The sequence below is a fragment of the Facklamia sp. P13069 genome (genome assembly GCF_050409405.1).
Classification (GTDB): domain Bacteria; phylum Bacillota; class Bacilli; order Lactobacillales; family Aerococcaceae; genus Facklamia.
Genome location: NZ_JBNUPN010000031.1, coordinates 1 through 17,688, shown reverse-complemented (window position 1 = coordinate 17,688; position 17,688 = coordinate 1). Strand labels below are relative to the sequence as shown.

Here is a 17,688-nt window from a genome sequence, read left to right as displayed (position 1 = left end):
CTCCTTCGCCATGGTTTCCTAGCGTAAACGCCAGATAAACCGCTCAGCCCATCAGGGTACCATGGCTCAGCTCCTTATCAAACCCTCACAGAAAGATTAAACAGCTACACGGATCATTGAACTCACACTTCTCATGGGCGAGGACTCCTTTGTACTAGGTGGCTAAGTTGTATTTGCAATTTATATCTAAATAACAATTATAGTACGCGTCATAAGCAACATCTCTATTTTTAGTTTGCGTCTTGGTCGCGTATAAGGAACACCAGTGTATTTTCATATTTTTATAGAAAATGTGCATTGATAGGCGTTGTGTACCCTGCATCTGCTATTAAATAAGTCGGATTAAAAGAAGGGATTTTTTCAAATAAGAAGGGGAAAGCCAGTGTATCGTAGGTATTTCCTGAATGGACACTATAAGCTAATACCCATCCCCTTGCGATCGCAAGCTGTTTGAATAGTATAGGCAAAAACTTGGCCATGGTCCCCTTTATGAAACCACCCTACCTCCGGATCATTGGGACTGATTGTTTGGGACTTTGTTAAGGTCTCCTTTTTTGTGTTTTTTAGCGACTTTTTTCTATGAATCATCCGATCTGCTTGAACAGCTTCCAGCATTTCATCTGCCAACCATTTGGCTTGTACCGGCACTTCTTCGTTGGTATATTTCCGGCCATTCGCACAAGCTTTGACGTGAGTACATCCATAAAAACTGCTTGGGTATCGACTACTCCTGCCTCCAAACACTGCGTGAGTATCTGGCTAAAGATCTGTTGGGCGATACTTGTTCCTTCAAAACGCCACTTGTAATTCTTTCCAAAGGTTGAAAAATGGGGCACTGAATCCGTGAGAGATAATCCTAAGAACCAGCGATAAGCAACATTCACTTGAATTTCTTGAATGGTTTGGCGCATGCTTGGAATACCTTAGAGATGTTGAATGATGAGATTTTGATAAGCGTAATCGGATCAAAACTTGGACGTCCACTATCCAAACAATAGACATCTTCTACTACAGCATAGTTGAATGAAAAATCTATAGGGCGATCAATTTTTCTCAGAAGATGGTCTTCAAGAACGAGTTCTTCAAGGGCATGAAAAGCGATCTGATTACGTGCTTCAAATGTTTTACTATCGGCATTGACTGACATCATGGAAATCACCCATTTTCTCTTTATTATACATATAAAAGCCCTCTAAATCACTATAAGTTGTGATCTAGAGGGTTTTATCTACATACTGATATCTCCATAACGGAAGATGTTTAAGTATAAATGATATTCATATAATAAAAATAGGTGCATCATTTATTTACGTTTTGGTCCCAAATATTCTGAATCATCAAAGCCTAAAATTACTGAAAAAAGTGGGAATCCGAAAAGAAGCCCGAGACCATATCCAACACCCTTTCCAAACACTTTTGCTAAGTCTAAACAAAACATGATGATAAAATAGATATTTGCTAGCGGAACTAATAGCCATAACACTTTCCATCCATTACCGTATACAATTTTAAATTGAATATATAGTTGATAAATAGGGATCAGTGACTTCCACCCAGCTTCACCAGCCTTTTCAAAAAGTTTCCACATACCTACAATAAAAATAATTACAAATACCATGTATAGTATACTTGAAAAACCGTCTGACATATTTCCCATTTACTCACTCTCCTTCTTATATTTTTTAAGTATACTATATAAAATTAAAAATAACTAATAAAATTTAAAAACAAAAAACACCTTCCAATAAAGGAAAGTGTCTTGAATATCTGCTGTAATAATGATTGGTACTCGATTCCTGCGGAATCTCCGTCCCATAGCACATTCGTAAGGGAACAAGTTCGCAACGACTGTCCTAACGTTTTGAGAATTGAGAAGCTTTACGAGCTTTCTTAAGACCTGGTTTGTTAGTTTTTGATTTATTTAGAGTTGCTAATGTTAGCTAAAGGCCGATATAATAACATTCCTTATAAATACATTTTCCAACAATTTCTGATATTTTTTGGAAAGTTAGCCAAAAGGTTAGCCAATAATTACCTTAGTACGTTGCCCTGTGATTATGATTTAAATATAGGATAATCTATCTATTTCTTTTTTTCTTATGCTCTTGCCAAAAAATATAAAGCAGAGACAAAATTGGGGAAATTATTAAGAAGAATATTCCTATATATTTTAGTGACCATGGAATTTTTAAAATTTGAGTTGATATGTAAAGGTTTTTAGATTCTACTAAATAGAATAATAAACCAATTGCTATCATCGATAAAAATAACCACATCAAAAAGAAGAAAGTAGGGTGCTTTTCTATTAAACTATGATTGCAATTTTCATTATTACAGCAACTTCTTATATTTTTTTTAGTCATTTTCGCTGTAGCATTAAACGCAATAAACACAATTCCTAATAGAACGATTGAAGAGGATCCAGTAAATATAAATACTTTGTGAAGTGGTGTAGAAGATAATGCCCCTCCTAATTCACCCAATTGAGAAACTCCTCCAAAAACCGCGAATATTAAAGATGAAAAAATTCCTAACACAGAAATAATTTCAGTAGTTAAATTAGCATGTTTTTTTGATAGTTGGTCGCTAACTTCTTTTAATTGTTCTATGTCTTTTTTATATTTTTTTATTTCTAAATGCGCAACTTTTAGCTTTTCTTCAGTAGAATCAAATAATACTGATCTCTGAGAATTAGCTAATTCAGTATGTTCTACCATTCTAACAACGCACATTAATGTATCCTCATCTATATCACACTCAGAAGATTCTTCTCCATTAATAATAGACTGTAAAACATCTACCATATTTGTTATTAAATAAGTAAGCGGCTCACGAAATTCTTGATCAAGTTTGTACACATAATTTGTGATTGGTACATAAGAAATTCTAGAAACCCTATTTTCTTTAACTTCCAAAAGTAAGTCTAAAATTTCTTCTTTAACTTTTTCTCTATCAAGTGAAAATTTCAGATCAGTTTTTATCCTATCTAAAATAGCTCTATATTTGAAAAATATAGAGCTACTGGCTGTTTCATTAAGTAATTGAATATTTTTCTCCATTATCTACTCCATGAAATGTTCTAAAGGATACTCAACATCGCTTCTGTATCGATCTATTTTCCAACTGTTATTAATCCAGAAATCAATGTTATGGCTTCTTTCCACTAAACGGAATACTTTTTCGTTCGCAGCTTTTAATATCTCGTCATTTAAAACATTATACTCATCAACCTCTTCAAAATCTCCATCTATAGGAGCCGATGAGAACTGTCTAAATCTATTGTACTCGCTCTCGACAACTGGTCCATATCTCCAAACTTTAAATGGTTCTGAATATATTTCAGCTAAAAATTCTGGATCTAAATTAGAATTCTTTAAAGCAAAATACATAACTTTTTGTAAAGCTAAGTTAGTAATAGGTATCCCATTTTTATTTGAAACAGCTATTACATGGTCTGAAAATTGTCTCATAGTCATACAAGCACCTCCTAGATTGTCAAATTGACAGTTTTTTTCTTAGAAATAAATTATTTATTACCTTTATTATAACATAAAATCATCTTTAAAACAGTATCTATAACAAAGGCTTGAATTCTCAAATAACTATGTGTATATAAGTTTACAGAATTTTATACTTAAAAGTTATGCTTCCTCAAAAAAATAGATATTTCTTTCATAAGATTTACATCATATATATAATAATAGTCATTTAAACCTTTCCAATATGGAAACTTAGTATTTTTCAATTCCCTTTGCCACAAATCTATCATTACTATTCTTTTATCTTTCTCATCAGATGTAAGCCCTGATTGTTTGAAGTTATAAAGATATTTATTTTTATATTTATTGGTTAATTTATTTAAAAATTTCTCTGCTGATTCTAAATCTTTTATATTAAAATATAAAACTTCTTTTTGAAAATTTTTTCAGGAAGAGAACTAAGTGTGACAGTCAACGAATATTCCATAAAAAAAGCTCCTTTTTATTTATTATATAACTTCGACGTTTTATATGTAAATAGTCAACCCACTAAATTAATGACTTGATACTAGAATATTCACATCAATTATAAAAAGTTTTTAAGTTAAGCTCACATTACTATTGATCTTTTTTATATTTCAATTATCAAAGGATGAAACTTCCCTCCATCATCAATCCTGAAATGAGCTTAGTATTGATGTATTGAAACTTTTTAATAATTATTTAGTGTAATACTAAATATTATTATTACTTTTAATTATTTCTCTCAACTGATCTACCGTCGTTATCTCATCTCTTTTTTTATGTAGCATTCTGTGACAATTAGGGCAAACTGGTACTAAATCTGTTTCTGGATTGATATTTTTTCACCATCATTTAAATAAAGAGGATTTACATGATGAACTTCAATAAAACCTTTTCCTAACTCACCAAATTTATTCTCAAAATTAAAGCCACATACTTTACATGACGTTCCGTGAATTTCTATCGCCTTTTTTCTTAAATAGGGTTTACGTTCATATTTGTAACCATATATCTTTATTCTTTTTCCTTCTTTATCCTGAGCTATAGTAAGTAGGTCGTCATTGTTTTCATCACCTAAATGAAAACCCTTATTATTTGGCTGTTTTAATTTTCCATCAATTATTTTATAAACAGTCTTTTCGTAATTGCCATTAAGTATATTTTCTTTAAAGTAGCTATACACTTTTTTAATTAACACCAAATCATCAATCAAACTTTCGTTATTACTTAACTCTGATAAAGAATATTCTTTACTAAAAATATTTCCTTTTTCATAACCTTTAGGGCGATTAGTTTTCTCTTTCTTAATATCGATTGAAATAGGGTTGGTAGTGAAGGAAGTATCAGTAACAAAATTTTTTGCTTCCTTCTTAAAATAATTTGTTACAATATCTAAATTTTGAAATCCTTCTTTACCCATATTTTCATAAAAAGTCCATCCTTGATTTAAGGAAAGATAGACTTTGCTAAAATCATTCGAAAATAAGTAAACTATTTATAATCCGTTTAAAGCACTAGTTGTTATTTCCTTATCAAATATCGCCAACCATGGTACACTAGCCCAATTACCACTTCCGGCGGAGGCTTTTATCTTATACTGATCCCTATTAAAGGTCTTCTCTGGAATTACGTTATCCGCTTCTCGTCTTATGAAATTTGCATGATCATTGTTTTTTAAAACAGTTTTTCTATTATTTTCATATTCATTCATTATCTCAATTAAATAATTACTTAATGTCATAATAAATCTCCCTCATTAAATTTTATGATATAATATTTATGAAAAGATTTATTTTTAATAATCTTTTCTATTTATCAAACAGTCACAATTGTTTCCTTGAGAGGTTAGTTGTGGCTGTTTATTTTATTCTTCAATTGGAGTAATGTCTTTGTTTTTCTGCCTACGTGCCAATAAATAAACGTTCTCAACTTCATTAATGTAATCAACAGTAATTGCATCTAGATCATTTTCTAATTCTTGCGCTAATTTTTTTGTTTTTTCTTGAATGTCACGTATTTTTTTTTGATCTTGGTCAGTCCCTTGATTATTATTTATTCGATCGTTTGCTTCTGCGATAGAAACATCTGTCAGCGTAACTCTATACTCTGTATGAGGTTCACTAATATCAAAATTTGAAACTTCTTCATCTATTTCGAACCGAATATCATCTCCAAAAATTTCTTTTGCTTTCTCTTCAATGTTACCAATTTTAAAAGCTGTAGTTTGTGAAGTTGTTTCTTCAATCTTTTCCTCATTTTTTACGGTGTCGTTGGATGGACCGCATGCAGATAGAATTAATAAGCTTGATAATAATAAGATTGGTTTTTTCATAATTGACCTCCATTTATTAATTATTTAAAACCTTAACAGCTTTACCAATAATACGTGACTGATCATCTTTCTTGATGATAATAGGATCGTGTTCATCGTTTTCAGCTTCTAAGATAGATTTTTAAGTGCTTGTAATTTTGTATCCGATTAAAATAAATAGCGACAAGATTTTTCTTTTTAATATTAATATACTATAAATACAACTAATAGCCATCACTAATAAATAAAGTAAATAATTATTTGCCTTATTATTAATCTGAGTTCCAGTTTCTGTAAACCTGTTTATTAAGAATAATCTTTATGCAACGATTTTTGTAATTCGCAGCATATTCATATACCCCCTCTCACGCGCGCGCGTATATTTTTTCCGGAGTCTCCCCCCCTCCCCGTTGTCTGGTTCCCCCGAATAGACTTCATTTGAAATCGACCCGGGGGTCTACCAACTCTCATCTTTATCAATCCTTAGGTATTGTGCATGATAAAAAGACACCTATTAAGGTGCTTTACATTATTTATAATTCTTCACAAAAATATTTGACAAATTCATTTCCAAATTTACTTATTTCTAAATTATCTTTTGTTTCGAATTTAACATTTATTTTTTTATATGAAGATAGTTTATTAGTTCTTTTATCTATGTTTGAAATATATTTAAATATAGATTTAACATTTGAGTCAAGTATTTCTAAATTTTCTTCGATATTTTTCAAGTCTTTTGACTGATTCCGTTCTGTTCTCTTTCTTAATAAACCAAGACGATACAAATTATCACGAACAGCTTCATATTGATAATACTCTATTTTAAATTTATCTAGAATATCTTGATAAGTTCTTCTATTGTTTTTTTGGTAATATTCAACTTGTTGGATTCCTAAGTAAAACTTTAGTACTTCAATATCTAATAGTGTAATTTGATTTAATGTGTTTATATAAAGGTAACCGATATCGAAAGAAATGTTATCTGTATTAAACATTGTGATTAACCCATTTGCTAAATATGAAATCTTCTCTTCTTGGGAATAAAGCCCCACAGATTCGAGAGAAAAATCTAACAATTCTGAATACTTTTGCTTTTCTTCGAGAGATTGATGTACTCTATTTATAAATGAGTCCAGTCTACTTTGAAGTAATTTAATGAATTTATCTTGTCTTTCTAGCCTCTTATTTATTTTATACGATTGATAGGCAGATCCTATTATAGGAAGAAAGTTCACCCCTGTTTCAATTGCAACATTAGCAGCTATCTCTTTAGTTGCATCCATTCCAATATTTTCAACCAGTGTTTGTCCAACATTAATAACACCAGATTTTGAAGCTTCAACTAAAGTATCAAATAGCGTATTTTTCATTATTTCTTTATTTAACATTACTTGCACCCTTTTGATATTACTATACCAAAAACCACCCTCGTCGCATAGGGTGGTTAAGAAAGGAAGTGATTCGTTTATTCCAATATGCGAACCAATCACAATCCTATATTAATGAAACTCCTTAAAATAAGATCACCATATACCAAATTATCTTTAACCTATAAAGCCACACTAGTATAGTTTTTATAGTTTCCATTATAGATATAGATGGTAACATAGCTAAATAAATTAATAGTTTTCCCCATTCTAATTTCCTCCTAATACTCGTAGTTGTAGAAACCAGCTTCGTGATATATTTTGCGAATAATTTTAAGTTCAAAATCAAGCTGAGCATAGATTTTTTCCGCCTTTAATAATGTATTATGGCTTTCACTTTTTGGATCAATAATTGAGAAAGAAGTTCCATCAAAATATTTTCCACTCATCATTTTTACTTCTCCCATCCCATAATCTCTTGTTTTAATATAGTTAATGCGTTCCTCTTCTGTTTCCTCGGGATCATTATAATAATAATAAAACTTCATATTGTGCCATTCGGGATTCACTTTTAATTTTGCTTCAGTCCCTGCTTTATAGTTTGGATAAAATTTAGGATTATATTTTGTATAGATATAACCTTGCCCGTCTTCCACAACATACCTTGAGTATTCTGTGTCTTTCGGCACCCATTGTACCCGGTATTCAATTACTGGTGGAACTTTACCCATTTGACCGTTTGTTTGAGCAATTAATCTATCAAATTGATTCATCTTATAATCCTCCTAAAATGTCTTTTCTTAAATCGTAATTCACATACTTGCTTCTAACATTTTTATCAAATAATGTCATCATGCTATTTCTTTCATTTTTATCAACATCATGATATGTTACCGCAATAGGCGTTAACAATTTATGGCTAGTTAAAGTTTCAGATACTATTTTAGTATTCATGTCATATCTATGTGTTGAATTAAAAATATAATTCTCAACTCTTTCGATCGCTCTTAACTTCTCTAATACTCCATTAGCTTTAACTTCTGTTTCTTTAATTACCTTGTTTATTTCTTCTCTTGCTGAATCAATTTCATCAGCTAATTTTTGCTTCATTCTGATTATTTCAGGTAACAGTTCTGCCTGTTCCATTTTACAAATAGTATTGATGTCCTCCTCTTCAATCATTTGTTCCAATTCTTGACTTAGACGGTTAAATTCTTCGCTATAATAGTTCTGATGATCATTTAAATCTAAAATAGCTTTTAAATGTATTTTATCAGCGTTATTTGGAGCTTCTTTTAAAGCCCTGTCCTTCAATATTCCGATATGACTTCTATGAAAACTTTGATCGTAGTAGTTATCCGATGGATCACTGAACCTAGCCACATCCAATGCTTTGTTTCTTAATTTATCTAATATTTCAACTGTTCTTTCATATGGTTTATAATTCATTTTAATTCTCCTTTTTATCTATCCATTTTGAGTAATATACTTTTACTTTATAATTGGTTATACTGCTGTATGGTTCTTTGTGGCATTCTAATATCTCATAATCATCTGCATGAAAGCCATCTGAGAATAACCGTATCTTAAAATTTAAATTTTTCGAACTAGTAGCTAGATAATCATCAATGCTTTCTATTTTTATCAGCTTACATCTTGAAATTTTCATTATGAGCATGCTTTCAGCTATGTTTTTTATAGCTTCATTCATTAGCTTTCTTCCTTTAGATTGTGAGATATTAATTTTATTACACGTTTCTACATGGTTTAAAATCTTTCCTTTCCCTTGTAAATACCGTGTAAAAATATATTTACCTTGATCTTTAGGTAGTCCTTTAACTGACTGCATAAAGTCTTTAGTATCTTCTATAGTGTAGCCCCGTGTTGGTGAACGATTATAAATAACATTTATCAAATATTTGATTGTATGATGTCTTATATGTATTCTTAAATTTCGGTCTGTTGCAAGATACCCACTTATCATAGTTATATCCCTCCAAATAGTTCCTCTAGTTCATCCTGTATATTATGCACTTCCTCTATGTTCTCCTTGTCTTCTTCCGAATAAATAACCGATTCTTCCATGAACTCATAATATTCGTTTATCTCGTCAATTTGTTTGCACGCTCTTACAAGTAGGTTTAAATCACTGTATATGTTTTGTTTAAGGTGTTCTATTTCTGGTAGAGTAAATTCTTCTACAAAAAGTGAATATCGCCTAGAAAGCTTCTTAATTAGCTTTTTATAAACGTTTTCTCTCGTTATAATTTCTAAAGCTCCATTTTCAGGACAGATACAACCTTGCATAGTATCGGTTAGATCGTAAGGAATTCCTACACCAGTAAAACTGTGTGATTGATAGTAATCAGGTGACACTCTTGCAAGCAATTGTTCTAAACGTTGAATCCTTTTAGGTATCTTTAAATACCGCTTTACTGCATAAATGTTTTCAACTGTTATGGCCACGTTTTTACTCCTTGCAAAGAAAAAGACACACTAGCATTTTAGTTGCTTAGCGTGTCCTCTAGTCTATCTAGTCAGACTATTTAAATTGTTTCTTTTTAGTCGTTTCTACCATTTGCGGTTTCCCATTTTGTATCTTAATGACTACCTGTCCAAAGTCGGGAGCTTCAATCGTTTCTTGAACTCCACTTAATTCGATAGTTATTTTAGTTATATTTTTCATTTCTTACTCCTTTTAGTATAGGTTTAATTCGTCTCTAATAGACTCTGTGTCAGCGTGTCGGTCATAACCAGCCATTAAATAATCTTTTAGATCGTCTAATTCTTCAGCGTTTTGGACTTCTTCCATTAATATAATTTGTTCAGCTTCATAACAGGCTATTAGGAAATGCAATTCTTCGATTGAGTAGTTCTTCTCTTTAAGTTGCTTAATTCTTCTGTTTCGATATTTATTCACTCTATCTAAAAAGCTGCCTTCGTTATTTTTAATACATGTATTCAGTTTAATAATCATCGTAATTTCCTCCTACTTCTAAATCATAGTAATCTCCCACTTCATCTAAAGTGCAATAATCAAATGTTGCTTCTTTTATCTTTTCATCTACCATATTTAAAGTTGCCCGTTCAAACTCATTCAATAACCTTCTTAAAGCTGCACATTCAGCTTCTAAGCTTTCTACTCTATCTTTTAGTGTTTCTTTCATAGTTATTTCTCCTTATTTATAAGATACGTTTTCTGCAAATAATTTTTGATATCTATTATCATGCTTAGTATAGATAACCAAAGCACTATAAAGATTGTCTGCATTTTGAGTGGTAGTTGTTGAGAATTTTATATCCCTCAAAGAAACAAGTGGTAAACAAACGAACTTATTTATTTTTTCTGCCAACTCATTTTCATTATTTGAGGTAAAAACGATTACTTGAGTCATTTTGTTTCTCCTTATTAATTATTTAAACTAATTTTCATATTTATCAAACTTCTATCTCTGAAAGGATATATCATCTTTCAGTTTTTTAGCGGCGGTGGGATATTTAATTATATTTTTCAATCAAGTGCCTCTCTTACCATTTGCTCAACATTTTTAATTTGAAATTCTAAATCTGTTTTTTCTTCTAAAATTTTTTGATTTAAATTAAACTCTAAACTCTCAATTTCACCATATAGATCATTTATACTATTTCTTAAAGATGATATTTCTTTAAGAATCTTTTTTTCTTCCATACCGTTCTCCTTTATTAATTTGAATTTGCACTATTAACAGTTGCTATCCATTCTGATTCAGTAAATATACCTCCATTCTTATTGTCTCCTATTAAAACCCTTAACGGTTCAAGTGAAACTCCGCATTGTTTGGCGTATGTTGAAGCGAGATACAAATCATTATTTCGTTCAGTTGATTGTCGTGCTAAAATTCTTTCATATGCTTGTTTGCCTAACCCGCTTCCAACACTACCTAAATGAGATAAATCATAATTTTTTAGGGTAGTTCTTATTGAATATTTACTTAACATTTGATCTTTGTAATTTTTAAAGTTTGAAAAAATTAGGCTTTCGAATTCTCCCTCATAAAATTTTGGTTCAGATACGTTCGTAATTTCATACTTACCTTTAGAAGTCACACTTCCTCCAATTACAAAATAATTGTTATCATGGGCTTTAATATCTACTCCGTCAAGATAGTTTATTTTTTGGCCATAACTAAAACACTCTCTCTTTTTAAAAATTATATGTAGACCACCGCTTGGAGTTTTTTGAACAAGCGTTTTTTTCAAATTTTCTTTAAGTTCTTCGTAATATGAAGAGTCTTTTAAAGATTCATATCCATTCGAGCCATGTACATCAATATCGATACACCAAATTCCTCGAGTTAAGGCTCCTAATGCAGTAACTTTTGAATATGCATACTTGTTTTTTTCAATAAAAATTTTAGAAATTTCTAAATCTCTAAAAGATAAAATAGGCTTTTTATTTTTGTCTAAAGGAACTGTCTGTAAACCTTCTTCCAAGAATAAAAGTGCTGCTCTATATCCATCCAAATCTTTCACTCCCTCCACTCTAACTCTTATTTTCGAACCCTATAGTAAGATATTAAAAACAAAAAACAGAAACGTTGATATAAAGCTATTCTTTTCTCAAAAACATAAATAAGCATAGTAACAAGGGCTAGGAAGGTTAGGTATTGCTAAAATAGTCTTTCTAGGGTTTTTTATAAGATAGGTAAGAGATAGGCTAACCCTTATTTAAGAGTTAGGATTTAACCTTTCATTTTCTTCTTCTAACATTTTTAACGAGATATTAAAAAGTTTCTTGTCCTTGATTTTATGAACTTTTAAATTAGAACCTTCAATCCACTTTTGTTTATTTATTGCAATGCCAATTTTTTTCATGTCATCTTTAGCTTCCTTGTACCTCAAATTCCCGTAATCTTCTAAAATAGCTTTTTTAAGATCTTCATCGCCTGCTAAGACAAATCCGTGTCTTGCAACAGTTAGAATGATCAGACGTTGTGTTTCAGTAAAATCATCTGCACTGGAATAGTTTTTAAGAACTGTATCTTTAAATTTGAATTCTCCGCCAATATCGCTTAAATAATTTAAGCTATTTATCAGAAACGATATTGAAGCTATATCAGATAGTTCGTTGTCCGGTTCAATAAAATCCCAATATGGTTTAAAGAATTCATGTCTTTCTTGAGTAGTTTCACCTGGTGGTCGGTCTTTAAATGCTATTTTTACTGTCCTTGATGTATTAGCTGTTATTGATCCGATATCCACGTTCTCATTGGTATCGAGTACTAACACTGATTCATTCTTGAATGTGACTGCATTGTTCCCTAACGATCTACCTGTGATAATTTCACCCGTTGCGATTTTTCTAAGAACTCGCATAGCTTTGATATCAATAGCGCCTGATTCATTGGCATGGGCTACATCAGCTCCTTTGAAACTAAGCCAAGCATTTTCTGTACTAGCTCCTTGATTGTTCACAAGAGCATCCATATTAACTGGATTCACTTTAAAAATATTATACAGAGTCTTTAGCAACAAGCCTTTCCCAGTTCTTCCAAAGTCTTTTAAAAGAAACCATTTTTCAGCAGGTATTAGTTTCATTTTTCTTAAAAGAATATAAGCGTGAAGTAAACGGATATTATTTAAACTTTCTTTCTCATTCATAATCCTTTTAAACATATCGTCAGCAAATTTAAGATTTAATTCTGATTTAGAAACTTCATAATAGGCAAAATATAATTCGTTCTCTCTAGGAAGAGTGTTACCCATTTCCAATGTTTTGCAATCAAATTTCCAATCTTTGCCAGCAAGTGAAGTATTGAAAACATTATAGTTATGCCTTTCGCCAATAGAATCAGAATAAACTTCTAACATCATGTCTAAGAAATCATCTATAAAAAGTTTACTGTTTCGATGCACTTGGTAATAATCATTAAAATTCTCTTGATTAATGACTGTATAAGTGAAGCTTTCAACTATAACAAACTGATCTAGTAACTTTGAATAAATAACTTTTTGAGAGACCAGGTCTATTAAAAATCTTGCATAGCTATTAAATGAATACTCTTTGAACTCTTGTGTTTCCATACCTTCCTTATCTACCTTTTTATACAAGCTTCCATAAAAAGCTCCCGTCTTTTTAGGTTCAATAATATAAGATAAAGGCACATTTTTATAAGTTTCTGGTTCTACAGAATATCTCTTAACATGAGCATTACCTAAGTTCTCTGCTACATGAAAATTTGATTTAATATCAGTAAAGAATATTTTATTTAAAATCTTTTTTAAAATTGCTAGGTTCTTGATTTGCTTAATATTATCAATGTTCACTTTAATAAGACTTAATTCATCCGTTAAATACTTCGCGTCCATTTCATCCAAACTCAAAGGGTTCCCCCCTTCCTATTCTTTTTTCATTTTCTATTCCTCCCCAACATTCATTAAGTAAGCTGCAATGTCATCTAAATCTTTAATAATCTTTTGATTGTAGTGGAATTGCGTATCTAAGAATTGATCAACCAAATTTATAAAGTACTGTATTTCGAACTTATCACTTCTTCTTATCAAAGATAAAGCATCAATATTTCCCTGATAGAGTTCCATTACTCTATATAAATCTGATAAATCATTTCCAAATTGTTTTAATTGTTGAATTTCTTTGTTTTCCATTTTATTTCTCCATTCTATATTTATGATTATTAGTATCTATGCTATAATGGAGATGGATATATTATTTATTGCCTTAGCAAATTGCCGTTTGCTATGGCTTTTTTTGTCTCCAAAATTAATCTCCTTGCACTGGGCAGCGTACATAGGGTTTATATTTTCATTGAATTAAGAATCTCTGCAACTTCTTCAGTATCGTATAACCACTTTCTCCCCAAAGGTATTCTTCTCAATCCCTTGGCTTCAAGATCACTTAAAGTTTCTGCTCCAATTTGAAGCATTTTCTTTAGCTCTTGTTGTGTTACATATCTTTTAGCAATCTTTGCTTTCTCAGCTGCCTCTTCAATTGCTTCATCCAATAACTTACCTACATTAGATAGAAACAGTTTCTGTGATTCAGGCGTTATTATCACCTGTAGTTGGGGCTGTTCCATGTTACACCTCCTTGTAAATGAAAGAACTATTTTTTTAGTGCGTTTTCCTTAAAAAAAATTTCATCTATAGTTATTCCCGGATAGTACGTTTTTAAAAAATCTCTTAAGATCAGTTTCTCTTTATCAGTAAAATTTACAATTCCTTTTTCCTTCTTCCAATATGATTGTAAAGATATATCCAATTTTTTTGCTAAATCAGTCTGCGTTAACCCAAGAATATTTCTATATATTTTTATACGTTCTGAGCCCAAAACATCACTCCCTTGGTTGCACTGTTTTTTTAGTGCGTTTTTACAATTTTTATTAAACCATATAATTTAAAATTTTACAAGGGTAAGTTTCAAAATATTAGTGCGTTTTTTGAAATTTTGTGATTTAATGTAAATAAGGAGGTTATAAATTGAAAAGAAAAATTGGCTATAAGATAAGAGAAATTAGAAAATCATTAGGCTCTAAAGTTTCGATGGAAAAATTTGGACAACTTTTAAGACCCCCAGCTAGTAGAGGTTTAGTTAGTAATTGGGAAAATGACTATAACTATCCAAATGAAGAAAGATTAAAACAAATTGCAGAACTGGGCAATACAACTGTAGAAAATATTTTATATGGACAGTATACTTACCAAGATCCTTTTGTAAATAACCCAAGCAAACCTTATTATATTAAAGCTTCAAAACCTTTAAGTAATTTAAATTTTGAATATTCGGAAAGTTCATTAAATAAAAGTTTTGATTGTATTTATCATTTAGTAGTGTTAATTTCAGACAACACATACAGAATAGATATTTATTTTGATGTAGATTTATCTATCACAGTATCTAATCGAAAGGTTGTATCTGAAGTGGTAATCACTGATAAAGATAAATATTTAAAACATGTTATTTCAAAATTGTATCCCGAAAACCAAAATGAAATAATGGATAAAATTACTGATTCAATAATCGGCTTTATGAGGAAACACCTAAAACTAGATTTATCTTCTTATATAGATGATTTTGCTGAGAATGAGAGTTTTGACTTCAGAAATTTTTATACCATATAATTAAATTATTCCCCCCACCATCATAGTCACTGGGCAGCGTACTAGGTGGAAAGGAAACAAAAATGATTAAAGAATATAGATTGAGTAATGGCCAAAGAAAATTTATGTACACCGGCTATTATGGAACTGATAAGACTGGTAAGAAGATCATTACTAAGAAAAGGGGCTTTAAATCGAGAAAAGAAGCTGAATTAGCTGAAGCAAGATTTAGAGTGTCGATTGAAGAGGGTAATATCACTCCAAATAAGAAGATTTCATTTAAAGACTTTTATAATGAAATGTGGCTTCCATCATATATTGATGGACAAACAACATCTGCAGCTATACCTCCAAGTTTAGCAACAATTAATAACACCAAATTGGTCTTTAAAGGTCACATCTTACCTATGTTTGGCAAATATAAAATAGATTATTTAAATGATAATAAACGGCTTGTAACAGACTTGATGACCTCTAAGGCTAAAGAGTACGCTAATTTCAAAGCTTTGAGAGGTTATTTCTTGTCTGTTATGAACTGGGCTGAAGAACATGATTACATTCAATCAAATAAGTTGAATAGCTCTCTAAAGAGAATAAAATCTATAAAGAAAATTGAATTAGATAATTCAAAAGCTGATGAAGCTAAATTTTTGTCTCAAGAACAATTGAGAACGTGGTTAACCACTTTAAGAGAAGATTATGAAGAAGGAATTTTAGAAACAAAAGATTATGCTCTGTTTTTAACTACTTTCTTTCTATCTGATCGAAAGTCAGAGACCTATGCCCTTCAATGGAAGCATATAGATTTTGAACAAATGCAAGTATCCATCGTTCAAGCATTAGATAAATACGGTAACGTTAAAGCTACTAAAGGAAGAAAGAAAACTACATTTAATATTCCACAAGAATTAATGATTCTTTTAAGACAGTGGAAAAATGAACAAAGAATCTTTTTAAGTAGGTTTAATATTATCCAAAGTCCAGAACAATTTGTATTTACCTATGCAGACACTAAGGGAAACATTAACAAAAGACTACATATCGATTACTTAAACTATCGGATGAATAGACATAATGATAGACACCCTGAACTTGTTCACGCTACACCGCATAAATTACGTCATACAGGGGCTACTTTAGCTAAGCAAGCCGGAATGAGCTTAGAATCGATATCTGAAGCTTTAACACATTCGGATACAAGCATAACTAAAGCTTATGTAAATTCATCTAACGTTATCCCTATGGCCGTTGGGGAGATTGCATATAGAAATTTACAAGAATAGTTAGCCAAAAGTTAGCCAAGACACAAAAAAAGACACCTTCCAATAAAGGAAAGTGTCTTGAAACGTTGATATAATAACAATTAACGTTTTGAGAATTGTGATGCTTTACGAGCTTTCTTAAGACCTGGTTTTTTACGTTCTACCATACGAGGGTCACGTGTTAGAAGTCCAGCTGATTTTAATGCAGGACGGAAGTCTGGATCGACGTTTAATAGTGCACGTGCGATTCCGTGACGAATGGCACCTGATTGACCAGAGAAGCCTCCACCTTTTACGTTCACAATAACATCATAAGATCCTAAAGTTTCAGTAGCGTTGAATGGTTGGTTGATTACTTCGTGTAAGTGAGCAAATGGAATGTATTCTTCCAAAGGCTTACCATTCACAGTGAATTCACCAGTTCCTGGTACTAAGCGTACGCGTGCTGATGAGTTTTTACGACGACCTGTTCCTAAGTATTGTACTGTAGCCATTTAATCCCTCCTTATATTAATGTATTGATGTCTAATTTTTTAGGTTGTTGAGCGGCATGGTTATGCTCTGAACCTTCATAGACAAAAAGTTTAGTGAATTGTTTGCGACCTAAACGGTTGTCTGGTAACATTCCTTTTACTGAACGTTCGATTAAGCGTGTAGGTTTCTTGTCGCGCATTTCACCTGCTGTAGTGACACGCATTCCACCAGGATGTCCTGAGTAATTATAATATTTCTTGTCTGTTGCTTTTTTACCCGTTAAGACAATTTTTTCAGCATTAATTACGATTACAAAGTCACCTGTATCCACGTGTGGGGTATAGGTGGGTTTATTTTTTCCGCGTAAGATTGATGCAACAACAGTTGAAAGGCGTCCCAATGGGATATCTGTGGCATCTAATAATACCCAGTTGCGTTCAACTTCGTTCTTTTTAGCCATATATGTTTGACGCACGTTGTTTTCCTCCAATATTTGTCTAGTTGTTTACGGTTACGATGAGTTTCCGGGGCTCATGTGTGGGGTAAACAATACCGTCAACTATTATATTCCTTATTAACCCCTAATGTCAAGCGTTTTTCTCACACTGCTTCAAATTTATTCTAGAGTTGTCAAACATATGTTACACAAGGTGCTTCTAAATGGGCATGCTTAT

Annotated in this window: 26 protein-coding genes and 2 pseudogenes; 2 read left to right on the top strand and 26 right to left on the bottom strand. The window is 31.4% G+C overall.

All coding sequences use genetic code 11. The features are described 5' to 3' along the window. Positions 1-281: 281 nt before the first annotated feature. The 24 genes and pseudogenes from ACQV2T_RS08460 to ACQV2T_RS08345 all read right to left on the bottom strand — a co-directional run bounded on the left by ACQV2T_RS08460 (position 282) and on the right by ACQV2T_RS08345 (position 14,508). Positions 282-479, bottom strand: a complete 198-nt coding sequence (locus ACQV2T_RS08460) for a hypothetical protein (RefSeq protein WP_428875144.1) — start codon at positions 477-479, stop codon at positions 282-284. Further along, the gene (locus ACQV2T_RS08455) at positions 412-744 is read right to left on the bottom strand and encodes a hypothetical protein (protein ID WP_428874027.1); all 333 of its coding nucleotides are present in this window, start codon (positions 742-744) and stop codon (positions 412-414) included. The genes ACQV2T_RS08460 and ACQV2T_RS08455 overlap by 68 nt, the downstream gene beginning before the upstream one ends. Before the next feature lie 68 nt (positions 745-812). Then, positions 813-911 (bottom strand): annotated as a pseudogene (locus tag ACQV2T_RS08450) (transposase); the annotation flags it as partial. Continuing rightward, positions 881-1,159 carry a hypothetical protein gene (locus ACQV2T_RS08445; RefSeq protein ID WP_428882420.1) on the bottom strand — a complete coding sequence of 93 codons (279 nt, stop codon included), beginning with the start codon at positions 1,157-1,159 and terminating at the stop codon, positions 881-883. The gene ACQV2T_RS08445 and the pseudogene ACQV2T_RS08450, both read right to left, overlap by 31 nt. A 144-nt stretch (positions 1,160-1,303) precedes the next feature. After that, positions 1,304-1,657 carry a DUF5684 domain-containing protein gene (locus ACQV2T_RS08440; RefSeq protein WP_428874019.1) on the bottom strand — a complete coding sequence of 118 codons (354 nt, stop codon included), beginning with the start codon at positions 1,655-1,657 and terminating at the stop codon, positions 1,304-1,306. Positions 1,658-2,078: 421 nt separating this feature from the next. Further along, entirely contained in the window at positions 2,079-3,059 is a 981-nt protein-coding gene (locus ACQV2T_RS08435; protein WP_428893531.1) for a hypothetical protein, read from the bottom strand. A 3-nt stretch (positions 3,060-3,062) separates the two neighbouring features. Then, entirely contained in the window at positions 3,063-3,476 is a 414-nt protein-coding gene (locus ACQV2T_RS08430; RefSeq protein WP_428893530.1) for a Panacea domain-containing protein, read from the bottom strand. A gap of 841 nt (positions 3,477-4,317) precedes the next feature. Further along, a pseudogene (locus ACQV2T_RS08425) lies at positions 4,318-5,214 on the bottom strand (MrcB family domain-containing protein). Between the two features lie 153 nt (positions 5,215-5,367). Further along, a complete protein-coding gene (locus ACQV2T_RS08420; protein WP_428893529.1) occupies positions 5,368-5,835 on the bottom strand; it encodes a lipoprotein in 468 nt (155 codons plus the stop codon). 512 nt (positions 5,836-6,347) lie between these two features. Further along, complete coding sequence (locus ACQV2T_RS08415) at positions 6,348-7,202, bottom strand: hypothetical protein (RefSeq protein ID WP_428893528.1); 855 nt, start codon at positions 7,200-7,202, stop codon at positions 6,348-6,350. Positions 7,203-7,462: 260 nt separating this feature from the next. Further along, positions 7,463-7,954, bottom strand: coding sequence for a hypothetical protein (locus ACQV2T_RS08410; RefSeq protein ID WP_428893527.1), 492 nt, complete (start codon positions 7,952-7,954; stop codon positions 7,463-7,465). A 1-nt stretch (position 7,955) separates the two neighbouring features. After that, entirely contained in the window at positions 7,956-8,630 is a 675-nt protein-coding gene (locus ACQV2T_RS08405; RefSeq protein ID WP_428893526.1) for a hypothetical protein, read from the bottom strand. Position 8,631: 1 nt separating this feature from the next. Then, positions 8,632-9,165, bottom strand: a complete 534-nt coding sequence (locus ACQV2T_RS08400) for a hypothetical protein (RefSeq protein WP_428893525.1) — start codon at positions 9,163-9,165, stop codon at positions 8,632-8,634. Positions 9,166-9,167: 2 nt separating this feature from the next. Then, positions 9,168-9,647 carry a hypothetical protein gene (locus ACQV2T_RS08395; protein ID WP_428893524.1) on the bottom strand — a complete coding sequence of 160 codons (480 nt, stop codon included), beginning with the start codon at positions 9,645-9,647 and terminating at the stop codon, positions 9,168-9,170. A 76-nt stretch (positions 9,648-9,723) separates the two neighbouring features. Then, the gene (locus ACQV2T_RS08390) at positions 9,724-9,867 is read right to left on the bottom strand and encodes a DUF2292 domain-containing protein (protein ID WP_428893523.1); all 144 of its coding nucleotides are present in this window, start codon (positions 9,865-9,867) and stop codon (positions 9,724-9,726) included. Between the two features lie 12 nt (positions 9,868-9,879). Further along, positions 9,880-10,158 carry a hypothetical protein gene (locus ACQV2T_RS08385; protein WP_428893522.1) on the bottom strand — a complete coding sequence of 93 codons (279 nt, stop codon included), beginning with the start codon at positions 10,156-10,158 and terminating at the stop codon, positions 9,880-9,882. Next, entirely contained in the window at positions 10,148-10,348 is a 201-nt protein-coding gene (locus tag ACQV2T_RS08380; RefSeq protein WP_428876553.1) for a hypothetical protein, read from the bottom strand. The genes ACQV2T_RS08385 and ACQV2T_RS08380 overlap by 11 nt, the downstream gene beginning before the upstream one ends. 12 nt (positions 10,349-10,360) lie before the next feature. After that, positions 10,361-10,576, bottom strand: coding sequence for a hypothetical protein (locus ACQV2T_RS08375; RefSeq protein WP_428893521.1), 216 nt, complete (start codon positions 10,574-10,576; stop codon positions 10,361-10,363). 116 nt (positions 10,577-10,692) lie between these two features. After that, positions 10,693-10,869: a hypothetical protein gene (locus ACQV2T_RS08370; RefSeq protein ID WP_428893520.1), complete on the bottom strand. Its 177-nt coding sequence runs from the start codon at positions 10,867-10,869 to the stop codon at positions 10,693-10,695. 14 nt (positions 10,870-10,883) lie between these two features. Further along, entirely contained in the window at positions 10,884-11,684 is an 801-nt protein-coding gene (locus tag ACQV2T_RS08365) for a bifunctional DNA primase/polymerase (RefSeq protein WP_428893519.1), read from the bottom strand. A gap of 204 nt (positions 11,685-11,888) precedes the next feature. After that, positions 11,889-13,544, bottom strand: a complete 1,656-nt coding sequence (locus ACQV2T_RS08360) for a phage resistance protein (protein ID WP_428893518.1) — start codon at positions 13,542-13,544, stop codon at positions 11,889-11,891. Between the two features lie 33 nt (positions 13,545-13,577). Beyond that, positions 13,578-13,826, bottom strand: a complete 249-nt coding sequence (locus ACQV2T_RS08355) for a hypothetical protein (RefSeq protein WP_428893517.1) — start codon at positions 13,824-13,826, stop codon at positions 13,578-13,580. A 149-nt stretch (positions 13,827-13,975) separates the two neighbouring features. Continuing rightward, positions 13,976-14,257 carry a hypothetical protein gene (locus ACQV2T_RS08350; protein ID WP_428893516.1) on the bottom strand — a complete coding sequence of 94 codons (282 nt, stop codon included), beginning with the start codon at positions 14,255-14,257 and terminating at the stop codon, positions 13,976-13,978. Positions 14,258-14,283: 26 nt separating this feature from the next. Further along, on the bottom strand, positions 14,284-14,508 hold the full coding sequence (locus ACQV2T_RS08345) for a helix-turn-helix transcriptional regulator (protein WP_428893515.1): 225 nt from the start codon (positions 14,506-14,508) through the stop codon (positions 14,284-14,286). A 149-nt stretch (positions 14,509-14,657) separates the two neighbouring features. On the opposite strand from ACQV2T_RS08345, the gene ACQV2T_RS08340 reads away from it, so the two are divergent. After that, a complete protein-coding gene (locus ACQV2T_RS08340; protein ID WP_428893514.1) occupies positions 14,658-15,299 on the top strand; it encodes a helix-turn-helix transcriptional regulator in 642 nt (213 codons plus the stop codon). Between the two features lie 104 nt (positions 15,300-15,403). Then, complete coding sequence (locus ACQV2T_RS08335; protein ID WP_428893532.1) at positions 15,404-16,561, top strand: tyrosine-type recombinase/integrase; 1,158 nt, start codon at positions 15,404-15,406, stop codon at positions 16,559-16,561. 80 nt (positions 16,562-16,641) lie between these two features. On the opposite strand, the gene rpsI is transcribed toward ACQV2T_RS08335, so the two are convergent. Both rpsI and rplM read right to left on the bottom strand, forming a co-directional pair. Then, positions 16,642-17,034: a 30S ribosomal protein S9 gene (gene rpsI / locus ACQV2T_RS08330; RefSeq protein ID WP_090289633.1), complete on the bottom strand. Its 393-nt coding sequence runs from the start codon at positions 17,032-17,034 to the stop codon at positions 16,642-16,644. 11 nt (positions 17,035-17,045) lie between these two features. Continuing rightward, positions 17,046-17,489, bottom strand: a complete 444-nt coding sequence (gene rplM, locus ACQV2T_RS08325; RefSeq protein WP_428893513.1) for a 50S ribosomal protein L13 — start codon at positions 17,487-17,489, stop codon at positions 17,046-17,048. Positions 17,490-17,688 lie beyond the last annotated feature (199 nt).

What these genes read in the sequence shown, in the direction of transcription:
- ACQV2T_RS08460 (WP_428875144.1), bottom strand. Translation starts at nt 479, where the DNA reads ATGGCCAAGTTTTTGCCTATACTATTCAAACAGCTTGCGATCGCAAGG.
- ACQV2T_RS08440 (WP_428874019.1), bottom strand. Translation starts at nt 1,657, where the DNA reads ATGGGAAATATGTCAGACGGTTTTTCAAGTATACTATACATGGTATTT.
- ACQV2T_RS08435 (WP_428893531.1), bottom strand. Translation starts at nt 3,059, where the DNA reads ATGGAGAAAAATATTCAATTACTTAATGAAACAGCCAGTAGCTCTATA.
- ACQV2T_RS08430 (WP_428893530.1), bottom strand. Translation starts at nt 3,476, where the DNA reads ATGACTATGAGACAATTTTCAGACCATGTAATAGCTGTTTCAAATAAA.
- ACQV2T_RS08420 (WP_428893529.1), bottom strand. Translation starts at nt 5,835, where the DNA reads ATGAAAAAACCAATCTTATTATTATCAAGCTTATTAATTCTATCTGCA.
- ACQV2T_RS08415 (WP_428893528.1), bottom strand. Translation starts at nt 7,202, where the DNA reads ATGTTAAATAAAGAAATAATGAAAAATACGCTATTTGATACTTTAGTT.
- ACQV2T_RS08410 (WP_428893527.1), bottom strand. Translation starts at nt 7,954, where the DNA reads ATGAATCAATTTGATAGATTAATTGCTCAAACAAACGGTCAAATGGGT.
- ACQV2T_RS08405 (WP_428893526.1), bottom strand. Translation starts at nt 8,630, where the DNA reads ATGAATTATAAACCATATGAAAGAACAGTTGAAATATTAGATAAATTA.
- ACQV2T_RS08400 (WP_428893525.1), bottom strand. Translation starts at nt 9,165, where the DNA reads ATGATAAGTGGGTATCTTGCAACAGACCGAAATTTAAGAATACATATA.
- ACQV2T_RS08390 (WP_428893523.1), bottom strand. Translation starts at nt 9,867, where the DNA reads ATGAAAAATATAACTAAAATAACTATCGAATTAAGTGGAGTTCAAGAA.
- ACQV2T_RS08385 (WP_428893522.1), bottom strand. Translation starts at nt 10,158, where the DNA reads ATGATTATTAAACTGAATACATGTATTAAAAATAACGAAGGCAGCTTT.
- ACQV2T_RS08380 (WP_428876553.1), bottom strand. Translation starts at nt 10,348, where the DNA reads ATGAAAGAAACACTAAAAGATAGAGTAGAAAGCTTAGAAGCTGAATGT.
- ACQV2T_RS08375 (WP_428893521.1), bottom strand. Translation starts at nt 10,576, where the DNA reads ATGACTCAAGTAATCGTTTTTACCTCAAATAATGAAAATGAGTTGGCA.
- ACQV2T_RS08370 (WP_428893520.1), bottom strand. Translation starts at nt 10,869, where the DNA reads ATGGAAGAAAAAAAGATTCTTAAAGAAATATCATCTTTAAGAAATAGT.
- ACQV2T_RS08355 (WP_428893517.1), bottom strand. Translation starts at nt 13,826, where the DNA reads ATGGAAAACAAAGAAATTCAACAATTAAAACAATTTGGAAATGATTTA.
- ACQV2T_RS08350 (WP_428893516.1), bottom strand. Translation starts at nt 14,257, where the DNA reads ATGGAACAGCCCCAACTACAGGTGATAATAACGCCTGAATCACAGAAA.
- ACQV2T_RS08335 (WP_428893532.1), top strand. Translation starts at nt 15,404, where the DNA reads ATGTACACCGGCTATTATGGAACTGATAAGACTGGTAAGAAGATCATT.
- rpsI (WP_090289633.1), bottom strand. Translation starts at nt 17,034, where the DNA reads ATGGCTACAGTACAATACTTAGGAACAGGTCGTCGTAAAAACTCATCA.